Source organism: Streptomyces sp. NPDC048516 (assembly GCF_043199875.1).
Lineage (GTDB): Bacteria > Actinomycetota > Actinomycetes > Streptomycetales > Streptomycetaceae > Streptomyces.
In genome coordinates, this window is record NZ_JBICWS010000005.1 from 279,061 (window position 1) to 299,108 (window position 20,048).

The 20,048-nt window shown below is 70.6% G+C and carries 16 protein-coding genes; 4 read left to right on the top strand and 12 right to left on the bottom strand.

Annotation, left to right across the window (positions count from 1 at the left end):
- Window position 1: 1 nt before the first annotated feature.
- Window positions 2-403, bottom strand: a complete 402-nt coding sequence (locus ACGFR7_RS12960; RefSeq protein ID WP_393317143.1) for a DUF4345 domain-containing protein — start codon at window positions 401-403, stop codon at window positions 2-4.
- Window positions 404-493: 90 nt separating this feature from the next.
- Here ACGFR7_RS12960 and ACGFR7_RS12965 point away from each other — a divergent pair, with 90 nt between their 5' ends.
- Window positions 494-1,141 (top strand): TetR/AcrR family transcriptional regulator, encoded by a 648-nt coding sequence (locus ACGFR7_RS12965; RefSeq protein ID WP_393317145.1) that lies wholly within the window; start codon window positions 494-496, stop codon window positions 1,139-1,141.
- A gap of 77 nt (window positions 1,142-1,218) precedes the next feature.
- Here ACGFR7_RS12965 and pulA read toward each other — a convergent pair whose 3' ends face one another.
- The 8 genes from pulA to ACGFR7_RS13005 form a co-directional block, all read right to left on the bottom strand.
- Window positions 1,219-3,852 (bottom strand): pullulanase-type alpha-1,6-glucosidase, encoded by a 2,634-nt coding sequence (pulA, locus tag ACGFR7_RS12970; protein ID WP_393317148.1) that lies wholly within the window; start codon window positions 3,850-3,852, stop codon window positions 1,219-1,221.
- 111 nt (window positions 3,853-3,963) lie between these two features.
- On the bottom strand, window positions 3,964-5,370 hold the full coding sequence (locus tag ACGFR7_RS12975; RefSeq protein WP_393317151.1) for an alpha-amylase family protein: 1,407 nt from the start codon (window positions 5,368-5,370) through the stop codon (window positions 3,964-3,966).
- Window positions 5,371-5,796: 426 nt separating this feature from the next.
- Complete coding sequence (locus ACGFR7_RS12980) at window positions 5,797-6,720, bottom strand: DUF6801 domain-containing protein (RefSeq protein ID WP_393317153.1); 924 nt, start codon at window positions 6,718-6,720, stop codon at window positions 5,797-5,799.
- Entirely contained in the window at window positions 6,717-9,695 is a 2,979-nt protein-coding gene (locus ACGFR7_RS12985; RefSeq protein WP_393317155.1) for an NACHT domain-containing protein, read from the bottom strand. Before ACGFR7_RS12985 ends, ACGFR7_RS12980 begins: the two co-directional genes overlap by 4 nt.
- A complete protein-coding gene (locus tag ACGFR7_RS12990; protein ID WP_393317157.1) occupies window positions 9,692-9,991 on the bottom strand; it encodes a trypco2 family protein in 300 nt (99 codons plus the stop codon). Before ACGFR7_RS12990 ends, ACGFR7_RS12985 begins: the two co-directional genes overlap by 4 nt.
- A 230-nt stretch (window positions 9,992-10,221) precedes the next feature.
- The gene (locus tag ACGFR7_RS12995; RefSeq protein WP_393317160.1) at window positions 10,222-11,163 is read right to left on the bottom strand and encodes a phosphotransferase; all 942 of its coding nucleotides are present in this window, start codon (window positions 11,161-11,163) and stop codon (window positions 10,222-10,224) included.
- A 5-nt stretch (window positions 11,164-11,168) separates the two neighbouring features.
- Entirely contained in the window at window positions 11,169-13,829 is a 2,661-nt protein-coding gene (locus ACGFR7_RS13000) for an ATP/GTP-binding protein (protein ID WP_393317163.1), read from the bottom strand.
- A gap of 258 nt (window positions 13,830-14,087) precedes the next feature.
- Window positions 14,088-14,555: an ATP-binding protein gene (locus tag ACGFR7_RS13005; RefSeq protein ID WP_393317166.1), complete on the bottom strand. Its 468-nt coding sequence runs from the start codon at window positions 14,553-14,555 to the stop codon at window positions 14,088-14,090.
- A gap of 150 nt (window positions 14,556-14,705) precedes the next feature.
- Here ACGFR7_RS13005 and ACGFR7_RS13010 point away from each other — a divergent pair, with 150 nt between their 5' ends.
- Both ACGFR7_RS13010 and ACGFR7_RS13015 read left to right on the top strand, forming a co-directional pair.
- Window positions 14,706-15,566 carry a Scr1 family TA system antitoxin-like transcriptional regulator gene (locus ACGFR7_RS13010; RefSeq protein ID WP_393317169.1) on the top strand — a complete coding sequence of 287 codons (861 nt, stop codon included), beginning with the start codon at window positions 14,706-14,708 and terminating at the stop codon, window positions 15,564-15,566.
- On the top strand, window positions 15,563-15,817 hold the full coding sequence (locus ACGFR7_RS13015) for a DUF397 domain-containing protein (protein ID WP_393317172.1): 255 nt from the start codon (window positions 15,563-15,565) through the stop codon (window positions 15,815-15,817). Before ACGFR7_RS13010 ends, ACGFR7_RS13015 begins: the two co-directional genes overlap by 4 nt.
- A gap of 319 nt (window positions 15,818-16,136) precedes the next feature.
- Here the strand turns inward: ACGFR7_RS13015 and ACGFR7_RS13020 are convergent, their stop codons facing one another.
- Window positions 16,137-16,445 (bottom strand): hypothetical protein, encoded by a 309-nt coding sequence (locus ACGFR7_RS13020; protein WP_393317175.1) that lies wholly within the window; start codon window positions 16,443-16,445, stop codon window positions 16,137-16,139.
- On the opposite strand from ACGFR7_RS13020, the gene ACGFR7_RS13025 reads away from it, so the two are divergent.
- Window positions 16,444-17,346 carry a DUF1266 domain-containing protein gene (locus tag ACGFR7_RS13025; protein ID WP_393317178.1) on the top strand — a complete coding sequence of 301 codons (903 nt, stop codon included), beginning with the start codon at window positions 16,444-16,446 and terminating at the stop codon, window positions 17,344-17,346. The genes ACGFR7_RS13020 and ACGFR7_RS13025 overlap by 2 nt on opposite strands.
- A 15-nt stretch (window positions 17,347-17,361) precedes the next feature.
- Here ACGFR7_RS13025 and ACGFR7_RS13030 read toward each other — a convergent pair whose 3' ends face one another.
- On the bottom strand, window positions 17,362-18,426 hold the full coding sequence (locus tag ACGFR7_RS13030) for a LacI family DNA-binding transcriptional regulator (RefSeq protein ID WP_393317181.1): 1,065 nt from the start codon (window positions 18,424-18,426) through the stop codon (window positions 17,362-17,364).
- Window positions 18,414-20,048: a glycoside hydrolase family 13 protein gene (locus ACGFR7_RS13035; RefSeq protein ID WP_393317184.1), complete on the bottom strand. Its 1,635-nt coding sequence runs from the start codon at window positions 20,046-20,048 to the stop codon at window positions 18,414-18,416. Before ACGFR7_RS13035 ends, ACGFR7_RS13030 begins: the two co-directional genes overlap by 13 nt.

Sequence of the window (20,048 nt, forward strand, 5' to 3'; positions counted from 1 at the left end):
ATCATCGTGCACCGCCCGCCGCGTCGGCCACTCGCTCGTCGGCGCCCGACAGCCAGAAGTACAGCGGCGGCAGGGCGAGTTCGAGGACCGTCAGGACGATCTGGAAGCTCTGCGGCGGTCCGTGGACCGCCATCGACAGCAGCCGGCCGATGCCCCCGAGCAGGAAGATGCCGGCGAGCCACCGCACCGCCGTGGACGGGACCGGCGACTGCCGTGCCGCCCAGATCCAGGCGAGGCCGTAGCCGAGGAAGACGGCTCCGTAGTACCGCTCCCGGCTGTCGACGGTCGCGCCGGCCGCGCCCTCGCCCGGCACCGAGTCGATGCCGAGCGCGAGATGAAAGACGCCGATCGCCGCGCAGGCAGCCCCCATCGCCAGCACCAGCCACTTGAGAAGTCCGGCCATGAGGCGGCCACCTTTCCCCGCTAGTGGATGCCTGTCTACTAGCGGGGAACGTACGACCGGTAGTAGACAGGTGTCAAGTAGCCTGGAAGTGTGACCGCGCGCCGCAGACTCCAACCCGCCGAGCGCCGACGCCAACTGCTCGGCGTCGGCGCCCAGCTCTTCGCCGCGAAGCCGTACGACGAGGTGCTCATGGAGGAGGTCGCCGAACGGGCCTGCGTCTCCCGCGCGCTGCTCTACCGCTACTTCCCGAACAAGCGCGATCTGTTCGCCGCGGTCTACCAACAGGCCGCCGACCGGCTGCTGGCCCGGACGGAACTCGACCCGGACCGCCCGGTGCGCGAGCAGCTGTCCGCCGGACTCGACGCGCACATCGACTACTTCGTCGCGCACCGGAACACCGTGCTCGCGGCGAACCGGGTGCTCGCCGGTGACCCGGTGATCCAGGCCGTCATCACCGACGAGCTGGCCGAGCTGCGACGGCGGCTGCTCGACTCCACGCTGCTCGGCGAGGGCCCCCGCCAGATGGTGTCGGCGGCACTGATGAGCTGGCTGGTGTTCGTCCGCACCCTGTGCGTGGACTGGCTGGCGCACCAGGCGTTCAGCCGCGCCGAACTGCACGACATGTGCGTCGGCGCCCTGCTGGGAGCGCTACGGCCGGTCATGGACCTCGACGGACCGCCGGCCGATGGCGAGGAGCGCCCCACGGACCGTGAGCCCGGCGCTGCCGACGCCCGTTGACACCCACAGCCCGCGCAGCGGACCCGGCCCGCCGCAAGATGAGATCACCTTCCGGCTCGCCGACGACGGTGACGATCTCAACCACGCCGGAATACCGCCACGGTGCGCGCCGGCACGGTGAAGGTGCCCGACGTCCGCGCGTACGACGCAGCAGCGGCGGTGATCCGGTCCGCGCCATGGGCCTGCACGGGGTGCAGGGCATAGCGCTCGCCCGCGAGTGCGCGGACGGTCTGGTCCTGGCGGTCCGGGGTGGCGTTGAAGACGATGACGAGGTTGCCGAGCCGCATGGTGATCACACCGGGGGTCTCGTCCTTCCCGGAGAGCGGGAAGGACAGCGCCGACTGCACCCGGGCGGTGGTCGGAAGGCCGAAGGCCGGTTCCGTGGCGTGGATGCGCAGCAGGTCGCGGTAGGCGGCGGAGGTCTGGTGGATCGCGGTGCAGCCGGGGCGGAGCGCGGGGTCGGCCAGCAGGGGCCGGGCGTAGGGCCACTTGTCCTTGTTGCCGGCGGCCGGCGGCAGTCCGCGGCCGAAGCCGTTGCCGTCGGCGCAGTTCCAGTGCAGGGCGTTGAACCAGTCGCCGCTGTCGAAGGAGTTGCGGTCCAGGGACTTGGAGCGCAGGAGGTCGGAGCCGGCCTGGGAGAGCGCCGGGCCCTGCGAAAGGGCGGCGGTGGCGAGGGCGAGCACCTGCATACGGGAGCGGTCGGCGGCGCCGGTGCGCGGCGGGAGCTTGTAGGCGAGGGCGTCGTAGAGGGTTTCGTTGTCGTGGGCGTCGGCGTAGGCGAGGGCGTCACCGGGGGCGGCGGCGTAGCCGGCCGGGGCGCCGTTGTAGTCGATCCGGGAGCCCTTGACGCGGTGGCCGGTGGTGTCGGTGAAGGTGTAGTCGGCGAGGTTGCCGGTGAGACCGACCTTGATGAGGTCCTGGTAGTGGAGGAGCCGGGCGCGCTGCTCGGCCGGACTCCCGTTCTCCTCCGAGGAGTTGGGGTCGGTGTAGAGGCCCGAGGCGAAGCCCTGGACGCGCGGGTCGCCGTCGAAGGGGCTGCCGCCGCGGACCGCGTCCCGGGCCCGGTCGCTGAAGGTCGCGATGCCGGTGCCGGCCATGTTCCGCTGGGTGGCCTGGACGAAGCGGGCGTCGTTCGCGGCCTCGCCGAAGTTCCAGCCCTCGCCGTAGAGGATGATCTTCTTGCCGTCGACGCCGTCCTTCTCGGGGGTCAGTGCGTCGAGGGCCTTCCGGACGGCCAGGATGTTGGCCTTGGGGTGGTGCCCCATGAGGTCGAAGCGGAAGCCGTCGACCTTGTACTCCTTGGCCCAGGTGACGACGGAGTCGACGACGAGCTTTCCCATCATGGTGTGTTCGGGAGCGGTGCCCGAGCAGCAGGTGGAGGTGGCGACGCCGCCGTCGTCCATGAGCCGCTGGTAGTAGCCGGGGACGATGCGGTCCAGGACGGAGTGCGGGTCCTGGCCGCTCGCGGCGGTGTGGTTGTAGACGACGTCCATGACGGTCCGCAGTCCGGCGCCGTTGAGGCCCTGGACCATGCGGCGGAACTCGACGGTGCGGGCCGGGCCGCCCGGGTCGGAGGCGTAGGACCCCTCCGGGACGGTGTAGTGGAGCGGGTCGTAGCCCCAGTTGTAGGCGTCGCGGCCGGCCGTCTTGCCGACGCAGTCCTGCTGGCGGTCGGAGTCGGGGGCGTAGGAGGCCAGGTCGCAGCCGGGGCGGGACTGGCCGGCGGGCCGCTCGGGTGTGGTGGCGAAGTCGAAGGCCGGCAGGAGGTGGACGTAGGAGGTGCCGGACCGGGCGAGGGAGGCGAGGTGCCGCATGCCGTCGGAGCGGCGGTCGGTGAAGGCGAGGTACTGCCCCGGGTGGCGGGAGGTGCGGTCCTCGACGGAGAAGTCGCGGAGCTGCAGCTCCTGGATGCGGGCGCGGCGCAGCGGTACCGCGGCGGGCTTGGTCAGCCCCGGCCAGCCGGGCGGGGCGAGCTCCGGGTCGTCGAGGTCGGTGACCACGCTGCGGGCCGAGTCGGCGGTCAGCGCGGTGGAGTAGGGGTCGGTGACCTTGTTGGTGACGGTCTTGCCGACGGTGGGCGCCCAGACCGTGACGAGGTAGCGGTACGGCTTTCCGGTCCAGTCGCGGGGGCCGGTGACGCGCCAGGTGCCGGTGGTGTCGTCGCGCCGCATCGGGACCCTGCGGCCGTCGAGTTCGAGGGCGACCGTGCGGGCGGTGGGGGCCCAGACGGAGAGGGTGGGACGGCCGTGGCGGAAGACCGGGCCGAGCACGGCGTGCCGGGCGCGGGCGCCGTAGAGGTCGTCCAGGACGCCGGGTATCTGGACGCCGGTGGTGGCACGCCCCCCGTCGGCCGTGCGCTGGGTGGCGAGCAGCTTGCCGCGCAGTGCGGTACGGGCGAGACGGCGGTCACGGGGGTCGACGGTGAAGGCCGGGTGGCCCGTCAGATGCGGATAGGCGAGCCGTTCGGACGGGCTGAGGGTGCCGGGGGTGAGCCGGATGCGCCGGCCGTGCGCCCCGAACTCCAGTTGGGAGGTGGTGTGTTCCGCGCCCTTCCAGACGACGGTGTCGCGGTCGATCCACTGGGCCAGGGCCTGGTCAGCGGGAGGCGGCGCGGACGCCGGCGCGGCGCTCGCGGAGGACGCGGCGGGAAGAGCGGCGGCGCACAGGACCAGCGCCATGGCGGCGACGGTACGGCGCAGGGGGCCGTTCACGAAGAGGCTCCTTCGGGGGTCGTACGGGGGTGGTGGTGCGGGGCGCGCGGGCCTGCGCGCCCCGCAGGCAAAGAGGCGGGCCGGAAATGCGCGCGGCGGCCCGCGGCCGGATCAGGAGCAGCCCGTGCGTGCCCCCGTATGCAGGGCGAGTGCGGTGTCCGGGCCCAGCGTGGCGGCGAAGCGGCCCGAGCCGTCCACCGTCACCGCCCGGCCGCTCTGCACGTCGCAGTAGCCGCCGGCCGGCAGCGAGGTCTGGAACGTGCGGCTGAGGGTGGTGGTCTCGTGGTTGATCACCACGTATCCGCTGCTGCCACGGCCGAAGGCGATGGCGTCGGCACCGTTGTCCCACCAGTGGGTGACGGCACCGCCGCGCACGGCATTGCGGAAGGCGACCATGCTCGCGATCTCGGGCCACTTGTGCTGGCACTTCCAGCCGTCCTGCCAGCAGGCGTTCACCTTCCCTCCGTTGGGCGGCCCGGCGTCCCGGTCGGTGAACCCGTAGCCGGAGTGCACGTCCGGTGAGCCGTAGGGCCAGGCCAGCATGAAGACGTGGGCGAGGGTGTAGTCGGCGCCGTCCTGGTAGGTGAGGGTGTCGCCGCCGCGCTCGGTGTCGTGGTTGTCGACGAAGACGGCGGCCTCGGCGGACGGGAGGTAGCCCCAGCCCTCGCCGAAATTCTTGAGGTAGGCGAGGTTCTCGTTCCGGAAGACCCGCTTGAGGTCACGGGCGTAGCGGAACTCCTGCACATCACCGGTCCTCTGGTACTCGGCCGGGGAGACGGCCTCACCCGCGCCGTAGATGGCTTCCTGCTTCCAGTAGGCGTGCGGATCGCTCAGCCGGCTCTTGATGTCGGCGAGGTCGTCGGCCGGGATGTGCTTGGCGGCGTCGATGCGGAAGCCGTCGACGCCCAGGGACAGCAGGTCGTTGAGGTAGGCGGCGATCCGGCCGCGGACGTACGGCTCGCCGGTGTCGAGGTCGGCGAGGCCGACGAGTTCGCAGTGCTGGACGTTCCAGCGGTCGGCGTAGTTCGAGACGGGTGCCGTGCAGTCGTCGAAGTCGAAGACCGAGTAGGTGCCCGGGTAGTCGTACTTGGTGTACGGGGAGCCCCCCGTGCCCGTGCCGGAGCCGGACGTCATGTGGTTGATGACGGTGTCGGCGACGACCTCGACCCCCGCGCCGTGACAGGCGGCGACCATGTCGGCGAAGGCCGTACGGTCGCCGAGCCGCCCGGCGATCTTGTAGCTGACCGGCTGGTACGAGGTCCACCACTGGGGGCCCTGGATGTGCTCCTGGGGCGGCGACACCTGGACGTAGCCGTATCCGGCCGGGCCCAGGCTGCTGCGGCACTCCGCGGCGACCGAGTCGTAGCGCCACTCGAAGAGGACGGCGGTGACGTCCTTGGCGCCGGGCGGAGCGGCCGCCGCCGGCTGTGGTGCTGTCAGGAAGGCCGCCGCGCCCGCCGCGAGGGCGAGCGCGGCAGCCATGGGTCTGCGGGCGGCGTTTCCGATCCGGTGGAGCACGGTTCCTCCTGAGGGGGTGGAGTGACCTCGCTCGGCAACGCGCCGTGCCCGGAAGGCCGTTGAAAGGCGCCGGTGGGGGCGACGGCGCCAGTGTTGCTGACGGTTCTAGCCGCCGGAACCAGTTGTTGCAAGACCTTACGCAAGACATTGCAAGGGTGTTACGTTCCCTGACGAGCGCCGGTCCGGCCGACCGGAGGCCCGCCCTGCGGGCCCACGCGCCCGGACGGCCGGACCGGCGCGGCACGTGGCTCTCCGTCCAGGCGGTCTCCTCGGCATGCGCCTGGCAGGTGAGGGCCGGCCCCGCCACTCCGGGCGAATATGTCGCGGATGACGGCGCGCCAGGGACCTCGGCGCGCCTCCGCGCGGCGAGCAGGCGGGAGCGGACAGGATCCCGACGCCGGGGCCGGGATCGGCAAGGCGGTCTCCTCAGCGGCTGCCGGCGGCGCGGCGCCGGCTCCTCAGCCACGAGCCGGCGCAGAAGGCGACGGCGCCCGCGGCAAGAGTGCCGATGACCGGCACAACCAGGTCACCGGTCTCCTGGCCGGTGGTCGCGGTGGTCCCCGCCGCCGCGCCACGGGCCGCGGATGAGGTCCGCTCGGGTGTGACGCCCGAGGCCGTCGTGCCCTTGGCGTTCGTGCCCGACGTTCCGGACGTGGACGAGGTGCCGGACGGGCCCGAAGCGCCGGACGGGCCCGAAGTGCCGGACGTGCCCGAAGTGCCGGACGTGGCCGAAGCGCCGGACGTGGCCGACCGGGTGGCCTTCCCCTTTCCCGTGATCTCGAACGACCCCACGACGTCCTTCTGTCCGGCGTTCAGCCTGCACCGCACGTCGGCCTGCCCCAGAACGCCACCGCCGGCCTTCTTCCCGACGACGTGCAGGGAGATGTCGCCGGCGGTGATCCGCGCGGTGCCCGGCCGGCTGAAAGTGAGAGCGGGCGCGGCGCCGGTCGCCGCGACCGTGAAGGAACCGGATGCCGGGACGCCGGTCTTGGCGATGCCGAGGGGAACCCTGATGCGCCTGTCGCCTTGCGGCGCGGACACGCCGACGTTCGCGGCCACCGTGCCCTCGACGGTCTTCACACCGATCAAGCGGAGCTTCGCCGTAAGACCCGCGTCCACTGTCGTCCGCGCACCGATGGCGAATTTACGGCTGGCTTCGTGGGCGGTGACCGACTCCGGAATATCCGCGTCGATCTTCACCGTTAACGGCTGGTTTTTGATCACCGGGACTTTGCAGGTGTACTTCATCGTCCGGGAAGCCGGTTGTGCGGCCGCGGTGCCGGCTCCGGAAACTCCCACGATTCCGACGGCGACCCCTAATGCCGTCACCACCCCGAGGGCGATCCTCACCCTCGGCTTTCCCGTCCTGCGCCTGGCAGCCAATTGGCACCCCCGTGAGTTGTTCCGCTGCATGTCCCATCGGGACGCGAATGGCGGGTGTTACCGGAATCAAGACGTCCTTCCGGTCGCGGACGGTTCCCCGGACGATCCGGGTCTGCCCTGCCCGGCGAACCCGATGGGCGAAAGGCGTGGTGCGGCTGGGAAACCTGGGTCAGGTGGTCTTGGAGCCGCGCATGGCGGAATTGGTAGACCGCGCCGGCCTGGCGCAATACGCCTCGCCGGTGAGCGTCGTCCAGAAAAGCGATCACCGCCCAGGGAAGCCGGCCTGTCAGCGGCAACCAGATACGCGACAGGGCCACCCACTGCCCCCAAGCGGTGAAACTCAGCCCGTATCCGAGCCCGCCCCCGAACGCCGCCTCGATCCCGAACACGAGCCCGGCCAGGAGCCCGCGGACGGGCCCGGGCATGAGCACGCCGACAGGGTCGGAGAGGAGCCCGAATCCGAGTCCGGCCGGGAGCCCGATCACGAGCATCCACACGAACATGTGGAAGAGCACGTTCTTGCGGTTCGTGCTCAACAATTCCGAGGCGCTGACCGCGGATCCGATCTCGATGGGAGCTTCCAGCCAGGCCATGATGCCGAGCACCAGTCCGACACCGAGCCCGAGTTCGAGCGGGAACAGGATGGCGCCCAGGAGCCCGCCGTCGAGTCCGTCGTCGAACCCCAGCGGCGCGACCAGGCACCTGTCCATGAGCACCAGCGCGAGCGCGAACAAGAGCCCGAACCCGAGGCCCAGCAGGGACCTGGGGAGGAACTTGGCACGCGTCTGTCTGGTCCCGCCGAAGATCTGCAGGCGTACGCGCGACGGCTCACGTGGGGCGCCCCCGGACACGAATCCGTAGACGAATCCGAAGACCAGCCCGGCGAGGAGCCCGTGCAGGAGCCCGACCGTGAGGCCCCGACCGAGCGCGAACCCGAGCCCGTGCTCGGTCGCGAGCAAGTCCACGGGGAGGTTCCCGATCCCGGTCGTCACCCCGAAGGCCAGTGCGGCCAGGAACCCGACGACGAGCATGCGCGAGGAAAGGCGCATGGTGGTGCCCAGTTCCCACCAGGCGAGGTCGCGGGTGTCGAGTTCGTGCAGGTGCGCGGCGAGGTAGCCGAGCCAGCGCTGGGCGCGTTCGGGGTGCCGGCGGCGACGGCCGGTACCGCGGCCGGTCGGTGTGGGGTCGTAGACGGCGGGGATGAAGGCTGCCAGGAGGTGCTCCTGCAGGGCTTCCGGGGAGGCGAACTTCTCGACGTCCAGAAGATCTGAGGGCTGGTGCCCGGGAGTGCCTCGGTAAACGGTGCGGGCCAGGGCGACCATCAGCGGGGTCGCGAACACCTTGACGAGGTTCGCCGCGCCCGCACTGTCCGGCTCTTCGCGCAGCCGGGCCAGGACCGGTTTCCACGCGGTACTGTCCTCGCCGCCGTCTCTGACCGGCCGGCTGCCCCGGTGCAGGTAGTCGGCGTAGTCGTCCACGGTGAGGTCCGCCAGCTCGATGACGGCGGCTTCGGTGAGCACGCCGTTGTCCTCCACGGCCCGGCTGTATTCCGCGGGGCGGGTGGTGAGCAGCAGCGGCATGGTGGTGCGGTTGAGCGCTCGGAGCGCCGCACCGTGCAGGCCGCCTGCGATCTCGTCGAAACCGTCGAGAACAGGAAGGATCTTGTCCTCGTCGAGCAGGAGACCGGCCAGGTTCCCGCGCTGCCCGGCGGGAGCGTCCAGGAAGGGGTAGTCGCGCACCAGTTGGCCGCACAGCCAGTCGTCCAGTGAGGTGGTGACCGGATCCCATGACCCCAGGCCGAAGACCACCGGTACCCGGTCGCCGGCGGCGCGGGCCCTCAGCCGGTCGAGGACGAAACGCAGCGTCAGGACCGTCTTGCCCGACCCGGCCTCCCCCAGCACCACCAGCCGACGGGACGGAATGGACTCGTACACCTCCACGATCCGGTCGAGCCGACCGTCCAGCGGGAGGGGCTCCGCGACCGTCCCGAACGGGGCCCGGCGGATATTGGCCCAGTGATCGAACACATTCCGCTCGGTACACCCGAAGCGCACGGCGAGCGGGGACGGGTCCCCCACCGGCTGCCACCGCCCCTCGCGACGCCATTGCTCGTACACCTCACGGGCGAGCTTCCCGGCCGACTCCTGCACCTCCGGCGCGTCGTCCGGCCCCGGTGCCTCCGGCCGCGGAGGCGACAGCAGCGGGAGCTGGGTGAGCCGGTCGGCATCGGCCGGCAGGCCGATCAGATCGCTGAGTGCGCTGATCCGGTCCGGAGCGAGGCGGTACCAGCGCTTCACCTGGCTTGCCGCGAACCTGCCGAGCCCGTCGAAGCGGTGATGCTCGCTGACCACCCCGATCACATACCCGCCGCTCCACACCGCGGCCCCCGACATCCCCTCCCAAGGGGAACGGCCCGGCTCGGGGTCGTACTCAGGAGGCTCCACGGAGATCTCCAGGCTCCCCGCGCGCAGGTACGACAACGGTGTGGTCGTGCCGCGCGCGTGGTGAGAATCCCGGTACCACGTGGGATCGTCATGGTCCGTCGACGCATTACCGAGGCGCAGCCGGAACCGTGGAAAACCCAGCGCTTCGCACTCCACGGGCCGCGTGATCCCGGCGAACCGCACCGGCGGGACCTCGGCGGCGCCCGGCCCGCCGGCGCTCGCTTCCCTCGCGATCCTGAGCACCGCGATATCCATCGCCGCGTCCGCCCAGACCGGCTCGCCGGACAACTCCGTCGTGCCACCGTCCTCGGTGAAGAACCGCAGCCGTACGGAGACCGCGTCACTCACCACATGCGCGGCGGTGAGCACCGCATGCCCACTCACCCGATAGCCCGACCCACGCCGTCCCGGGCCCGCCCGCCGCGTGGTGAGGACCTGGACCACTCGCCCCGCGTCCAGCCCGTCCGGCTCGGCCGCCCTGCCGCCCGCGGGATTCATTGCTCGTTTTTGCCGGTGATTCCGGAGACGTACACCGGGTGGTCCGGCCGTGTGAGGGTCGGCTGCAAGGCCAGTGTGATGCGCTGGGTCGAGGTGGCGCCGACCGTCGCGTCCGCACCGGACTCCACCACCCAGAACCGCACCTTCGCCCCCGCGTGCCCGGTGCGTTCCAGAGCGACCGACACCTCCAGCTCGATCGTCCCCAATTCGAAGCGCAGCGCCGCATCTTTCGCCGCGACGACCGCCTGCTCCAACTCCTCCCGCAAATCCCTGATCACACTGGCCAGCTCGATCACTCCACGCCCCTTCGCCCCGAGCCCACCACCGGTAACCGGTCGGTCACCGAGGACTCTAGACCCGTGATGCGGGCGCTGATGGGCTATCACCAGCAATCCCCATAGAATCCGTCATCCAGACGCCCTCCGCTGGGAATTCGATCAAGATATGCGAGGGGGGCGGCGATCGAAGATCTCGTCGGCGCTCTTCGTCCAGGTGAAGGGGCGAGGGTTCTCGCCAGCTCACCCCCTCAATTTTGGCTGGCCCGAGTCGCGGCTCGCACGGATTCCACGAACTTGATCATCTTCAAGTGGTAGGTGCTCTTGTTCGGGTCGGGAAACCGGACGTTGTGCCGGTAGTAGCGATGGAAGGCGATAATGCACGCCGCGTGCTCGATCTCCAGGGGCAATGCGGCTGCGTCTGCCTCCGACAGGGGCGCAAAAGCCTGATACCCCGTCACCAGAGCACTCAGCCGTTCGGGCACCAGGACGTCATCCTCCGCCGCCAGTCCGACCGCCGTCATGCCGAGATCCAGCAGGGGATCGTCAAGCGAGACCGTTTCCCAGTCCAGTACGGACAGAGCCCCATCGTCACGCACGATCACGTTGTCGGCGAAAAGGTCCCCGTGTACGACCTTCCGAGAACGCTCGCTGTCGGCTTCGGCGCTGCGCACCCGCTCCAGGCGAGCCGCGAGCCACACCGCAAACTTCCGGTCTGCGAACTGCGGAATGGCGTCCAACTGCTCAGCCGAGAGGCGGCGCGTGCCGCAGGGAAGGCCGCCGAGCCCTTCCGACTCCGGCCTCAGGGCATGCAGTTGCGCAAGGATGCGCCCCGCCTCGGGCAGCAACGGAATCGGAAGCGGCTCACGCACCTCCCCCTGGATCCACCTCTTGAGGATGACCGGGCGGCCGTCGTCGAAGGTGGTGATCAGCGCTCCGTCGAGGGCGGGAACAACCTCGGTCGTCGGCACGCCCAGCCGATACACGGCCTGCGTGTACGTCGCCAGGCGCCGGGCGCTCACGATGTCGTGGTTGTCGAGGATGGTCAGCGTGAAGTCACCGGATGGACTGGACACGTGGAAGCTGGAGTTCGCCGCGCCGCCCTTGAGAGGTTCCAGTTGCGGGTCCTGCAGCCCGTAGCGCTCAGACACAGCGGGCAGGTCGATCTGGTCCAGCTTGGTGTACGTGGCCACCCGGCTCAGTCTCCTCTGTGTGCGGCGGCCTCTCGGCGCCGATCATCGACAATCGCGGCCCAGCGTGCCCGTACTCGGCTTCGCTCGTCCACCCACTCGGCGCGCGGCAGATCTGCGGGCGGCTCTTCGCCCGCCATCAGGTACGACAGTTCGGCCAGGTAGGCGAATTCCTCGCCCCGTACACACTCGTGCAGCCTTTCACGCGCCTCGTCGCGCATGGCCGACTCGCCCAGGACCGCGGCATGGAGACAGACCGCGAAGCGCACATACGCGACAGACGAGGTGAGTCCCGCCTCACGCGCCTCCTCGACGGCTGCCTCGGCGCGGGCCGGCAGATCGGTGCTGACACCCGCATCCCGCACGAGCGATGCGATCTTCGTCTGAAGCTCCGCCCACCGGATCGACACCGTGCCCAAGGCGTCCTGCGCCCGCGCGATCTCCTCCCTGGCGCGAGGGCGGTCCCGGAACGCAGCGGCGAAGGCCAGGCATGCCTGTGACAGCGCCGCCTCGCCCGGCTGGCCGAGCCGCAGTGCTTCGTCCCGGTTGACCGCGTACGAGGAACAGGCCAGCGCCATGTTCCCTTGGGTCCACCAAAGGTCGCCGAGCGCCCGGTCCCGGCGGCCTTCCGCCCCAAGGGCCTCGGCCGCGGCATGCACCTGGGGGAACCGTCCCACGCGGCGCGCGAGGTGTACCAGGCCACGGGCCGCAGTGGGGGCAAGTCGTCCCCCGGCGTCGACGACCTGCCTCATCCCCTCCAGCGAGGCCGCGAAGTTCCCGAGATCGCGGTCGCACTCCGCCAGGAAGTAGCGCGGCAGCTCCACCAGTGACTCGGGCAACTGCCCGGATGCCAGCACCTCGCGCAATTGCTCGGCGGTTTCATTCCGGTGACGCCGCTGCCGCCGCGCGATCACGGACAACGCGACGGCCAGTGCTTCGGCCGCACTGCCGGTCCGGGCGTGATGGCTCGCTTGCGCAGCCGGGGCCGGCAGTTCGACGGGCTCCCACACGAAGTCGTCGACGTAGCGGAACGCCGCGTCCTGCAGCCATCCGAGCTCCAGCCCGTAATCGCGGGCCAGCGTCAGTCCCTGCCGCAGGGCGGCGACCAGACGCCTTCGGTCTCCGTCCGCCTCACGTTCCAAGGCATCGACCGTGCGTTGGGCAGCCCGCCGCCAGTCTGCCGGGCTCCAGCGGTCCTCGCTCGTCGAGTCCGCCTCCCGCATGGCATCACGTACGAGATTGTGCAGCCGGTAGGGCCAAGGGGCGCCTGGGTCCAGATCCACGAAGGGGCGCTCGACCAGTTCCAGCGCCGGGGCGTCGTGATCGAGCCCGGCACCGGCGGCGGCCAACTCGACCGAGAACGAGTCAAGCAGGCTCACCGCTCTCAGAACCTGCCGCACGCTCGGTGTGAGATCCCGGAAGGTCCGCGCCACGAGCGCCGGGAAGTCCAGGTTGAACTCGCTTGCCACCGGGGCACGGCCGTTCTTGCGGTACATGTCCAAGAAGCGCATTACCGCGAGGTCCAGGTACAGCGGCAGCCCGTGCGAGTTGGCAGTGATCAGGTGCCGCGCGCTGTCATCCATCAACGGCCGGCTGCCGACTGTCAGCCGCTCGCAAAGGTACCTCTCGCAGTCCTCCGCGGAGAGGTACCCGACAGTGTGCTGGCGCGGTTCCTCCACCGCACCGCCGACGAGCAGCGGCCAGAAGTCGGGCCCCGCCCAGTCCAGTTGTCCCTCCAGTTCCGCACCGTCCCACTGCAGACGGTTCCGACCGGTGATGATGAAGAGGGCGTTCGGCATCAGCCAGGCCACCCGCTGGATCAGCCGCTCAAGATCGCGGTGCACGCGGTCCCCGACATCCTCGAAGGTGTCCAGCAGGACGACAAGCGTCGCCTGACGCTTGGCCGAGACCCGGCTGAGATCCCAGGCGAGCAGATGCGAGTAGTAGCTGAGGGCTTCCACGTCCGGTTCAGCTTCGAGCAGGTCGGCCAGACGGCGGCACTCGGCAAGCGAGCGGACCTGGTGACGCCGGTCCCGCAACGCACGGACAAGCGACCGAAGCCCCTTTCCGACGAGCGCGCCCGCGGTTCCGGGCAAGGACGCCGCCTGCGCGACGTCCGACAGCACCGACTGCATCTGCCCGGACAGTGACCGCGATCCCGGAAACCGGCTGAACCACGTGCGGCGCCGCAGATACTCCTCAAGCGGCTCTCCAGGATGATTGCGCTCCCAGTAGCGCTGGAACGCAAGGTCGAAGGCCGGCATCGGCTCCCCCAGCTCGACCACCGCGAGCCGCAGGGCAAGCATCAGGGACTCGAAGTCACTGCCGGAATCACGCGACAGGTCGATGCGTACCGGGGCCACCCGCCCCACCCGGGGATCCAGCGTGGGCCAGTCGGCGCGGCGTGCTTCGCCGTCCATCAGGTGCTCGGCGACGCCCCGCGACAGCGTGGACTTGCCGATGCCCCCGACACCGTAGAAGACAAGAACATTGCGCCGCGGGGTCTCCAGATCCTCGACATCGAACCCGGCCTCGCTCACCCGTCGGGTATGGCGAACGAGGCTCTCCACCACCGTGGCCCACTCGTCACGTCGGTCGGCGAAGTAGTCAACGGCTTTCAGCTCACGATCATTCGACCGGAATAACGCGCGAAGATCCGACCTGGACACCTGGGCAACCTCCGACTGGCTGACTGGAACAGCCAGCCCAGCAGTCGCTTGACGGCCCGTCAAGCGCTGCTCACCCTCCGGACAGGGGTAGGCCCAGGTGCCGTATCGAAGACGCAGCCACCCTGCCCCCCGTCGATCCCCGTACTGACGGCGGTCACGTCGCCGCCTGCGCATCGCCTCGGCGGACGAAGCCGGCAGCGTCCAACCTCTGGCGTCGCACAAAAGGTCAATATGTTCCAGGTCCAGAGCCGGGCGACGCTACAGGTCCAGTTCCGCGCGGACCACCTTGCCCACCGGGGCCCGGTCGACGACGTCCCAGCGGGAGGCGAGCGCGGCCACCAGGAGCAGGCCGCGGCCGCTTTCGGAGTCGGGCGGCGGGGGCGCGAACGTGCCGGGGGCGGGCGGGCGCTTCTCGGTGCGGGTGTCGGCGACCTCGATCCGCAGGGTGCCGGGACGCGCCGAGCCCGGCACCCGCGTCAGGCACAGCTCGAAGTCCCGGCCGGGCACCCGGCCGTGGGTCGCCGCGTTGGCGGCGAGTTCGCCGACGATCAGGGTGGCGGTGTCGGAGACCTCGCCGCCGTACGGGAAGCCCCAGACGTCGAGCTGCTGGAGCGCGAGGTAGCGGGCGAGCCGGGCGCCCCGCCGGGTGGAGCTGAAGCGCTGGGTGAACGTACGTACGGTGACGGGGATGCGGGCGCCGCCGCCCGGGGTGAGCTGACTGTGCATGCGGGCAACGCTGCTGGTCGGACCGCTCGCAGGCCAGGTACCCGACTCGTACACCGGGAACTGTACGAGTCCGGAGTGTGGACGGGACGAGTAACGGGGCGTAACGATGGGTGACTTGCGGGGTCTCACCAGTGACTGCGGAGCACCGACATGGAAGACACCATCACCACCACCCTCACCGACCGTTACGACGACGGCGGCGGCGAACCCGAACCGTCCGACAGCCTGCGCATCTTCGGCGCCGTGTACCAGGCACTACGGGAGAAGGCCGGGTTCACCCAGGAGTCCCTGGCGCCGGAGATCCAGTACTCGTCGCACTACATCGCCTCGGTGGAGCAGGGCCGGCGGCTGCCGTCGAAGACGTTCGTCGAGCGTTCGGAGGAGGCGTTGGATGCGGGTGGGGTGCTGCGGAAGGCGGCCAAGCGGCTGTCACGGCAGCGCGGGCTGGCGTCCTGGTTCCGGATGTGGGCCGAGCTGGAGAAGGAGGCGGTGAGTCTCAGCACCTACGAATGCCGCCTGGTCCCCGGCCTGTTACAGACCGAGGCGTACGCGCGGACGCTGTTCGAGCAGCGCTTGCCCCTGCTGACCGATGAACAGGTCGAGGTCCAGGTCACGGCCCGGCTGGACCGGCAGCGGCTGCTGGCCGAGCGGCAGAACACCGCCTTCAGCTTCATCATCGACGAGCACGTCTTCCAGCGCCGGACCGGTGGCACGGAGGCCGCACGGGGGCTGATCGACCACGTGCTGGAACGGACCGCGCTGCGGAACGTCGAGCTACAGGTGATGCCGCTGGAGCGGGAGGTGCACGCGGGCATGGACGGGCCGATGCAACTGCTGGAGACCGAGGAGAACCAGCGGTTCTGCTACTGCGAGGGGCAGGAGAGCGGCCAGTTCATCGCCGACCCGAAGACCGTCACCACCCTCCATATGCGCTATGCGAAACTGCGGTCACAGGCCCTCACCCCCGACGACTCCCGGGGCCTGTTGACGAGGATGCGAGGAGCGCTATGACGACCGGCGGCGAACTGGCGTGGTTCAAGAGCAGCTACAGCGGCAGCTCCGGCGACAGCTGCGTGGAGATCGCCCTCTCCTGGCGGAAGTCCAGCTACAGCGGCGACTCAAGTGGCGACTGCGTCGAGATCGCCGCCTGCCCCGCCACCGTCCACATCCGCGACTCCAAGGACAAGGGCGGGCCGCAGCTCGCCGTGCCGGCCGGTGCCTGGGCGGCCTTCGTGACGTATGCCGTGACGACTACTGCCTGACGCCTCGCCAGGTCGGTTTCCCGGCACTTCACGCCCCTCGGGGGCATCCACGCCTTCGAGGCCCGCACGGGCAAGCTCCGCCGGACGTACAACGACAGTGCCCACGACGACGGGCGCCGGCATGTCACCGCGGCGGGACGCCGGCTGCTCGTGGCCCACTCGGGCCGGTTGTACGGACTCCCCGCCGTCTGATGGTGCCCCTCGGCGTCGCGCCGAGAGGCTCAGCACCGGCACCGAGACGGGCGGGAGACCCGGCCCGTGCCGGAAGCGAACGCCGCCCGCATACGCAGTGCTGCGGGCGGCGGCCGGCCCCGGGTGGTCAGCCGATCTTGACGTACCTGATGGAGACGAATGGCCACCAGGTGCCACTGGCCTCCGAGCTCTCCCCGGGGGCGACGGCCGAGCCGTCTCCCTGGCAGTTGTCCGCGGCGTACCAGGTCACCTTCTTGTCGGTGTGATTGGTGATCGTCTTGTAGCCCCGTGAGCCCGCCGGCGAGCTCTTGGCGAGCTTGTAGCAGGTCCCGTCCTTGGGGTTGGTCAGCGTCCGCTCACCGTTCCCGGAGAATTCCAGCGTGCCGGTCGCGGCGTTTGCGGCACCCGTTCCCAGTATCAGTAGGGAAGCGGCCATGGCGCCCATGGCCAGAGTGCGTCCCGCGTTCCTGCGCATCTTCACGTCGTTCTCTTCCTTCCGGAATGACAACTCGTCCGGGCAGGGACGCTACGCACCGGGGTTATGTTTCACCTATCGACCGCTGTTCACCGGTTATCGGCGCTTCAAGAGCAGCTACCACCCGGACTCGGGCGACAGCTGTGGGGCGGTCGCCATCTCCCTGGACCGGCCGCCGGCCCGTCGTCGTCCCGACGGTTCGGGGCCTGTGAGGATAGGCGTCATGAACATGTGGATTCTTGCGGTCACGCTGGTGAAGATGGCCATCGGACGGCCGGCGCACAAGCGTTATCCCGCAGTCTTGACAGGCCATCAAAAGTGGCTCGTCTCGCTCGACGCGATCCTCGCGGAGCGCAGTTGGGGCCATCGCCATCTGGCGCTCTATCCGTTGAAGCGGATCAACCCCCTGCAATCCCGCGTGAGCCTGAAGACCGGCTGGGGTGTCACCTCGCCCGAGAGTTTCCACTCGACCCTGCAGTGGCTGGCCACCGAGGGCCACCGGATGCAGATGGCCCCGGCGCTCGGGCGCCCGCCGGTGGCGTGGGACTTCGGCCGCTACGTCTGGATCGTCCGCGCGGGGTTCGCCGCCGGGTACGTCGACGAACCGGGTGCCTGGCAGTTGCTGGGCAGCGCCGTGGCACCCGTGGCCCAGACCTACCGGTCCTGGCAGCAGTTCGCCGACGACTTCGTGGCCGGGCGGGAGCTGTGGATGCGCTCGGCGGGCAGCGAATGGTCCGGAACGCAGGAGGACACCGTCAGCGCGGCGCGAAGCCTGCTGGATCCCGCGAACGGTGAAAGCCCCTGGCAGCAGGTGCCGTGGGAGACCATCTACCAGGTCGACCAGCGGATCGGCCGACACTGACGGAAGCTGCGGACCTCACTGCCGCGCCGGCCCCGTCGACCCCCGCACCACCAGTTCCGGCTGGAAGACGAACTCCGTGCGCTGCGGCGGCGTCTGGCGGCCCTGGGCGCGTTCGTGGATCTCCTCGATGAGGGCGCCGACCGCCGCCGTGGCCATCGCCTGCACCGGCTGGCGCACCGTGGTCAGCGGCGGGTCGGTGAAGGCGATGAGCTGGGAGTCGTCGAAGCCGACGACCGAGAGGTCGGCCGGGACGGCCAGGCCGCGCTGGCGGGCCGCGCGGACGACGCCGAGTGCCATCAGGTCGCTGCCGCAGACGATGCCGGTGCAGCCGTCGTCGAGCAGCGTGGCGGCGGCCGCATGTCCGCCTTCCACGCTGAACAGGGTGTGCTGGACGCGCCGTTCGGCCTGCCCCCTCGACAGGCCGAACGACTCGCCCAGCGCCGCCGCGAAGCCCTCGGCCTTGCGGCGGGAGGGCACATAGCGGGCCGGGCCGACGGCCAGCCCGATCCGCTGGTGCCCCAGCTCGGCCAGGTGGCGCACGGCCATCCGGGCCGCCGCGCCGTCGTCGGGTGAGACGAACGGCGCGTCGATGTGGTCGTTGTAGCCGTTGATGAGGACGAACGGGACGCCGCGGGCGGCCAGCCGGGCGTAGCGGGACGGGTCGGCGCGGGTGTCGGCGTGCAGTCCGGAGAGGAAGACGATGCCGGTGACGCCGCGTTCCTCCAGTTGCTCGACGAGTTCGTCCTCGGTGGCTCCGCCCGGCATCTGGGTGCACAGCACCGGGGTGTAGCCGTGGCCCGCCAGCGACTGCTCGATGATCTGGGCGAAGGCGGGGAAGATCGGGTTGGTCAGTTCGGGGATGACCAGGCCGACCAGCCCGGCGCTGCGCCGCCGCAGCCGTACGGGGCGCTCGTAGCCGAGGACGTCGAGCGCGGCGAGCACCCGCTGCCGGGTGCCCGCCGCCACGCCCGCCTTGCCGTTCAGGACCCGGCTGACGGTGGCCTCGCTGACCTGCGCCTGGGCGGCGATGTCGGACAGCCGGGGGGCGGCATGGATGTCGGGCAGGGTCACTCCTCCCACCAGGCGGCGGTGTCGGCGGGCAGCTCGAAGCCGCCGTCGAAGTCGCCGTCAAACGTGCCGTCGAACGTGCCGTCGAAGGCGCCGCCGGAGGCGTTCAGTCGGCGGGAGGAGAGCAGCAGCCGGCCGGGGGCCGGCAGACGGGCCGGGGCCCCGGTGGTGTTGACGGTGCAGACCAGGCCGCCGGGGCGGCGGAAGGCCAGGACGCCGTCGGGGGCGTCCAGCCACTCGACCGCGTCGCCCGCGCCGAGGCCGGGGTGGGCGCGGCGCAGGGTCAGGGCGGTGCGGTAGAGCTCCAGGGTGGAGGCGGGGTCGCCGGTCTGGGCCGCGACGGTGAGCGGTGCCCAGTCGGCGGGCTGCGGCAGCCAGCTGCCGCCGTCACCGAAGCCGTAGGGGGCCGCGTCGCCGCTCCACGGGAGCGGGACCCGGCAGCCGTCGCGCAGACCGTCCTGGCCGGTGGCGCGGAAGAAGGAGGGGTCCTGGCGGACCTCGTCGGGCAGGTCGGTGACCTCGGGCAGGCCCAGTTCCTCGCCTTGGTAGAGGTAGGCGGAGCCGGGCAGTGCCAGCATCAGGAGGGTGGCGGCGCGGGCGCGGGCGAGGCTGCCGCCCAGGCGGGTGGTGTGGCGTACGACGTCGTGGTTGGACAGCACCCAGGTCGTGGGGGCCGCCACCGGGCGCATGGCGTCGAGGGAGGAGTCGATCGCCTCGCGGAGGGCGGCCGCGTCCCATTCCGCGTTCAAGTAATGGAAGTTGAAGGCCTGGTGGAGTTCGTCCGGTCGGAGGTAGAGGGCGGTGCGGTCGGCGGTGGGGGTCCAGGCCTCGGCGACCGCGATCCGCTCGCCGGAGTACTCGTCGAGGACGGTGCGCCAGGAGCGGTAGATGTCGTGGACGCCGTCCTGGTCGAAGAACGGCAGGACCTGGTTGCCCAGCAGTTTCAGCTGTTCGCCGTGCCCCATGTCGGGCAGTCCCGGTGCCTTCACCAGACCGTGGGCCACGTCGACCCGGAAGCCGTCCACGCCCAGGTCCAGCCAGAAGCGCAGGATGGAGCGGAACTCGTCCTGGACGGCGGGGTGGTCCCAGTTGAAGTCGGGCTGTTCGGGGGCGAAGAGGTGGAGGTACCACTCGCCGTCGGGGACCCGGGTCCAGGCCGGGCCGCCGAACAGGGACTCCCAGTCGTTGGGCGGCTCCTCGCCGTTCTCGCCGCGCCCCTTGCGGAAGTGGAAGCGCTCGCGCAGGACCGACCCCGGACCCTCCGCCAGTCCGCGGCGGAACCATTCGTGCTGGTCGGAGCAGTGATTGGGGACGAGGTCGACGATGATGCGCAGGTCCAGGGCGTGGGCGTCCCGGATGACGGCCTCGGCGTCGGCCAGGGTGCCGAACATCGGGTCGATGGTGCGGTAGTCGGCGACGTCGTAACCGGCGTCGGCCTGCGGGGAGGCGTAGAAGGGGCTGAGCCAGACGGCGTCCACGCCCAGGTCGCGCAGGTACGGCAGCCGGCTGCGGATGCCCGGCAGGTCCCCCATGCCGTCGCCGTTGCCGTCGGCGAAGCTGCGCGGATAGACCTGGTAGATCACCGCGTGGCGCCACCAGTCGGCGGCAGGAGTGGTGGTGTGCTGTGAAGTCAT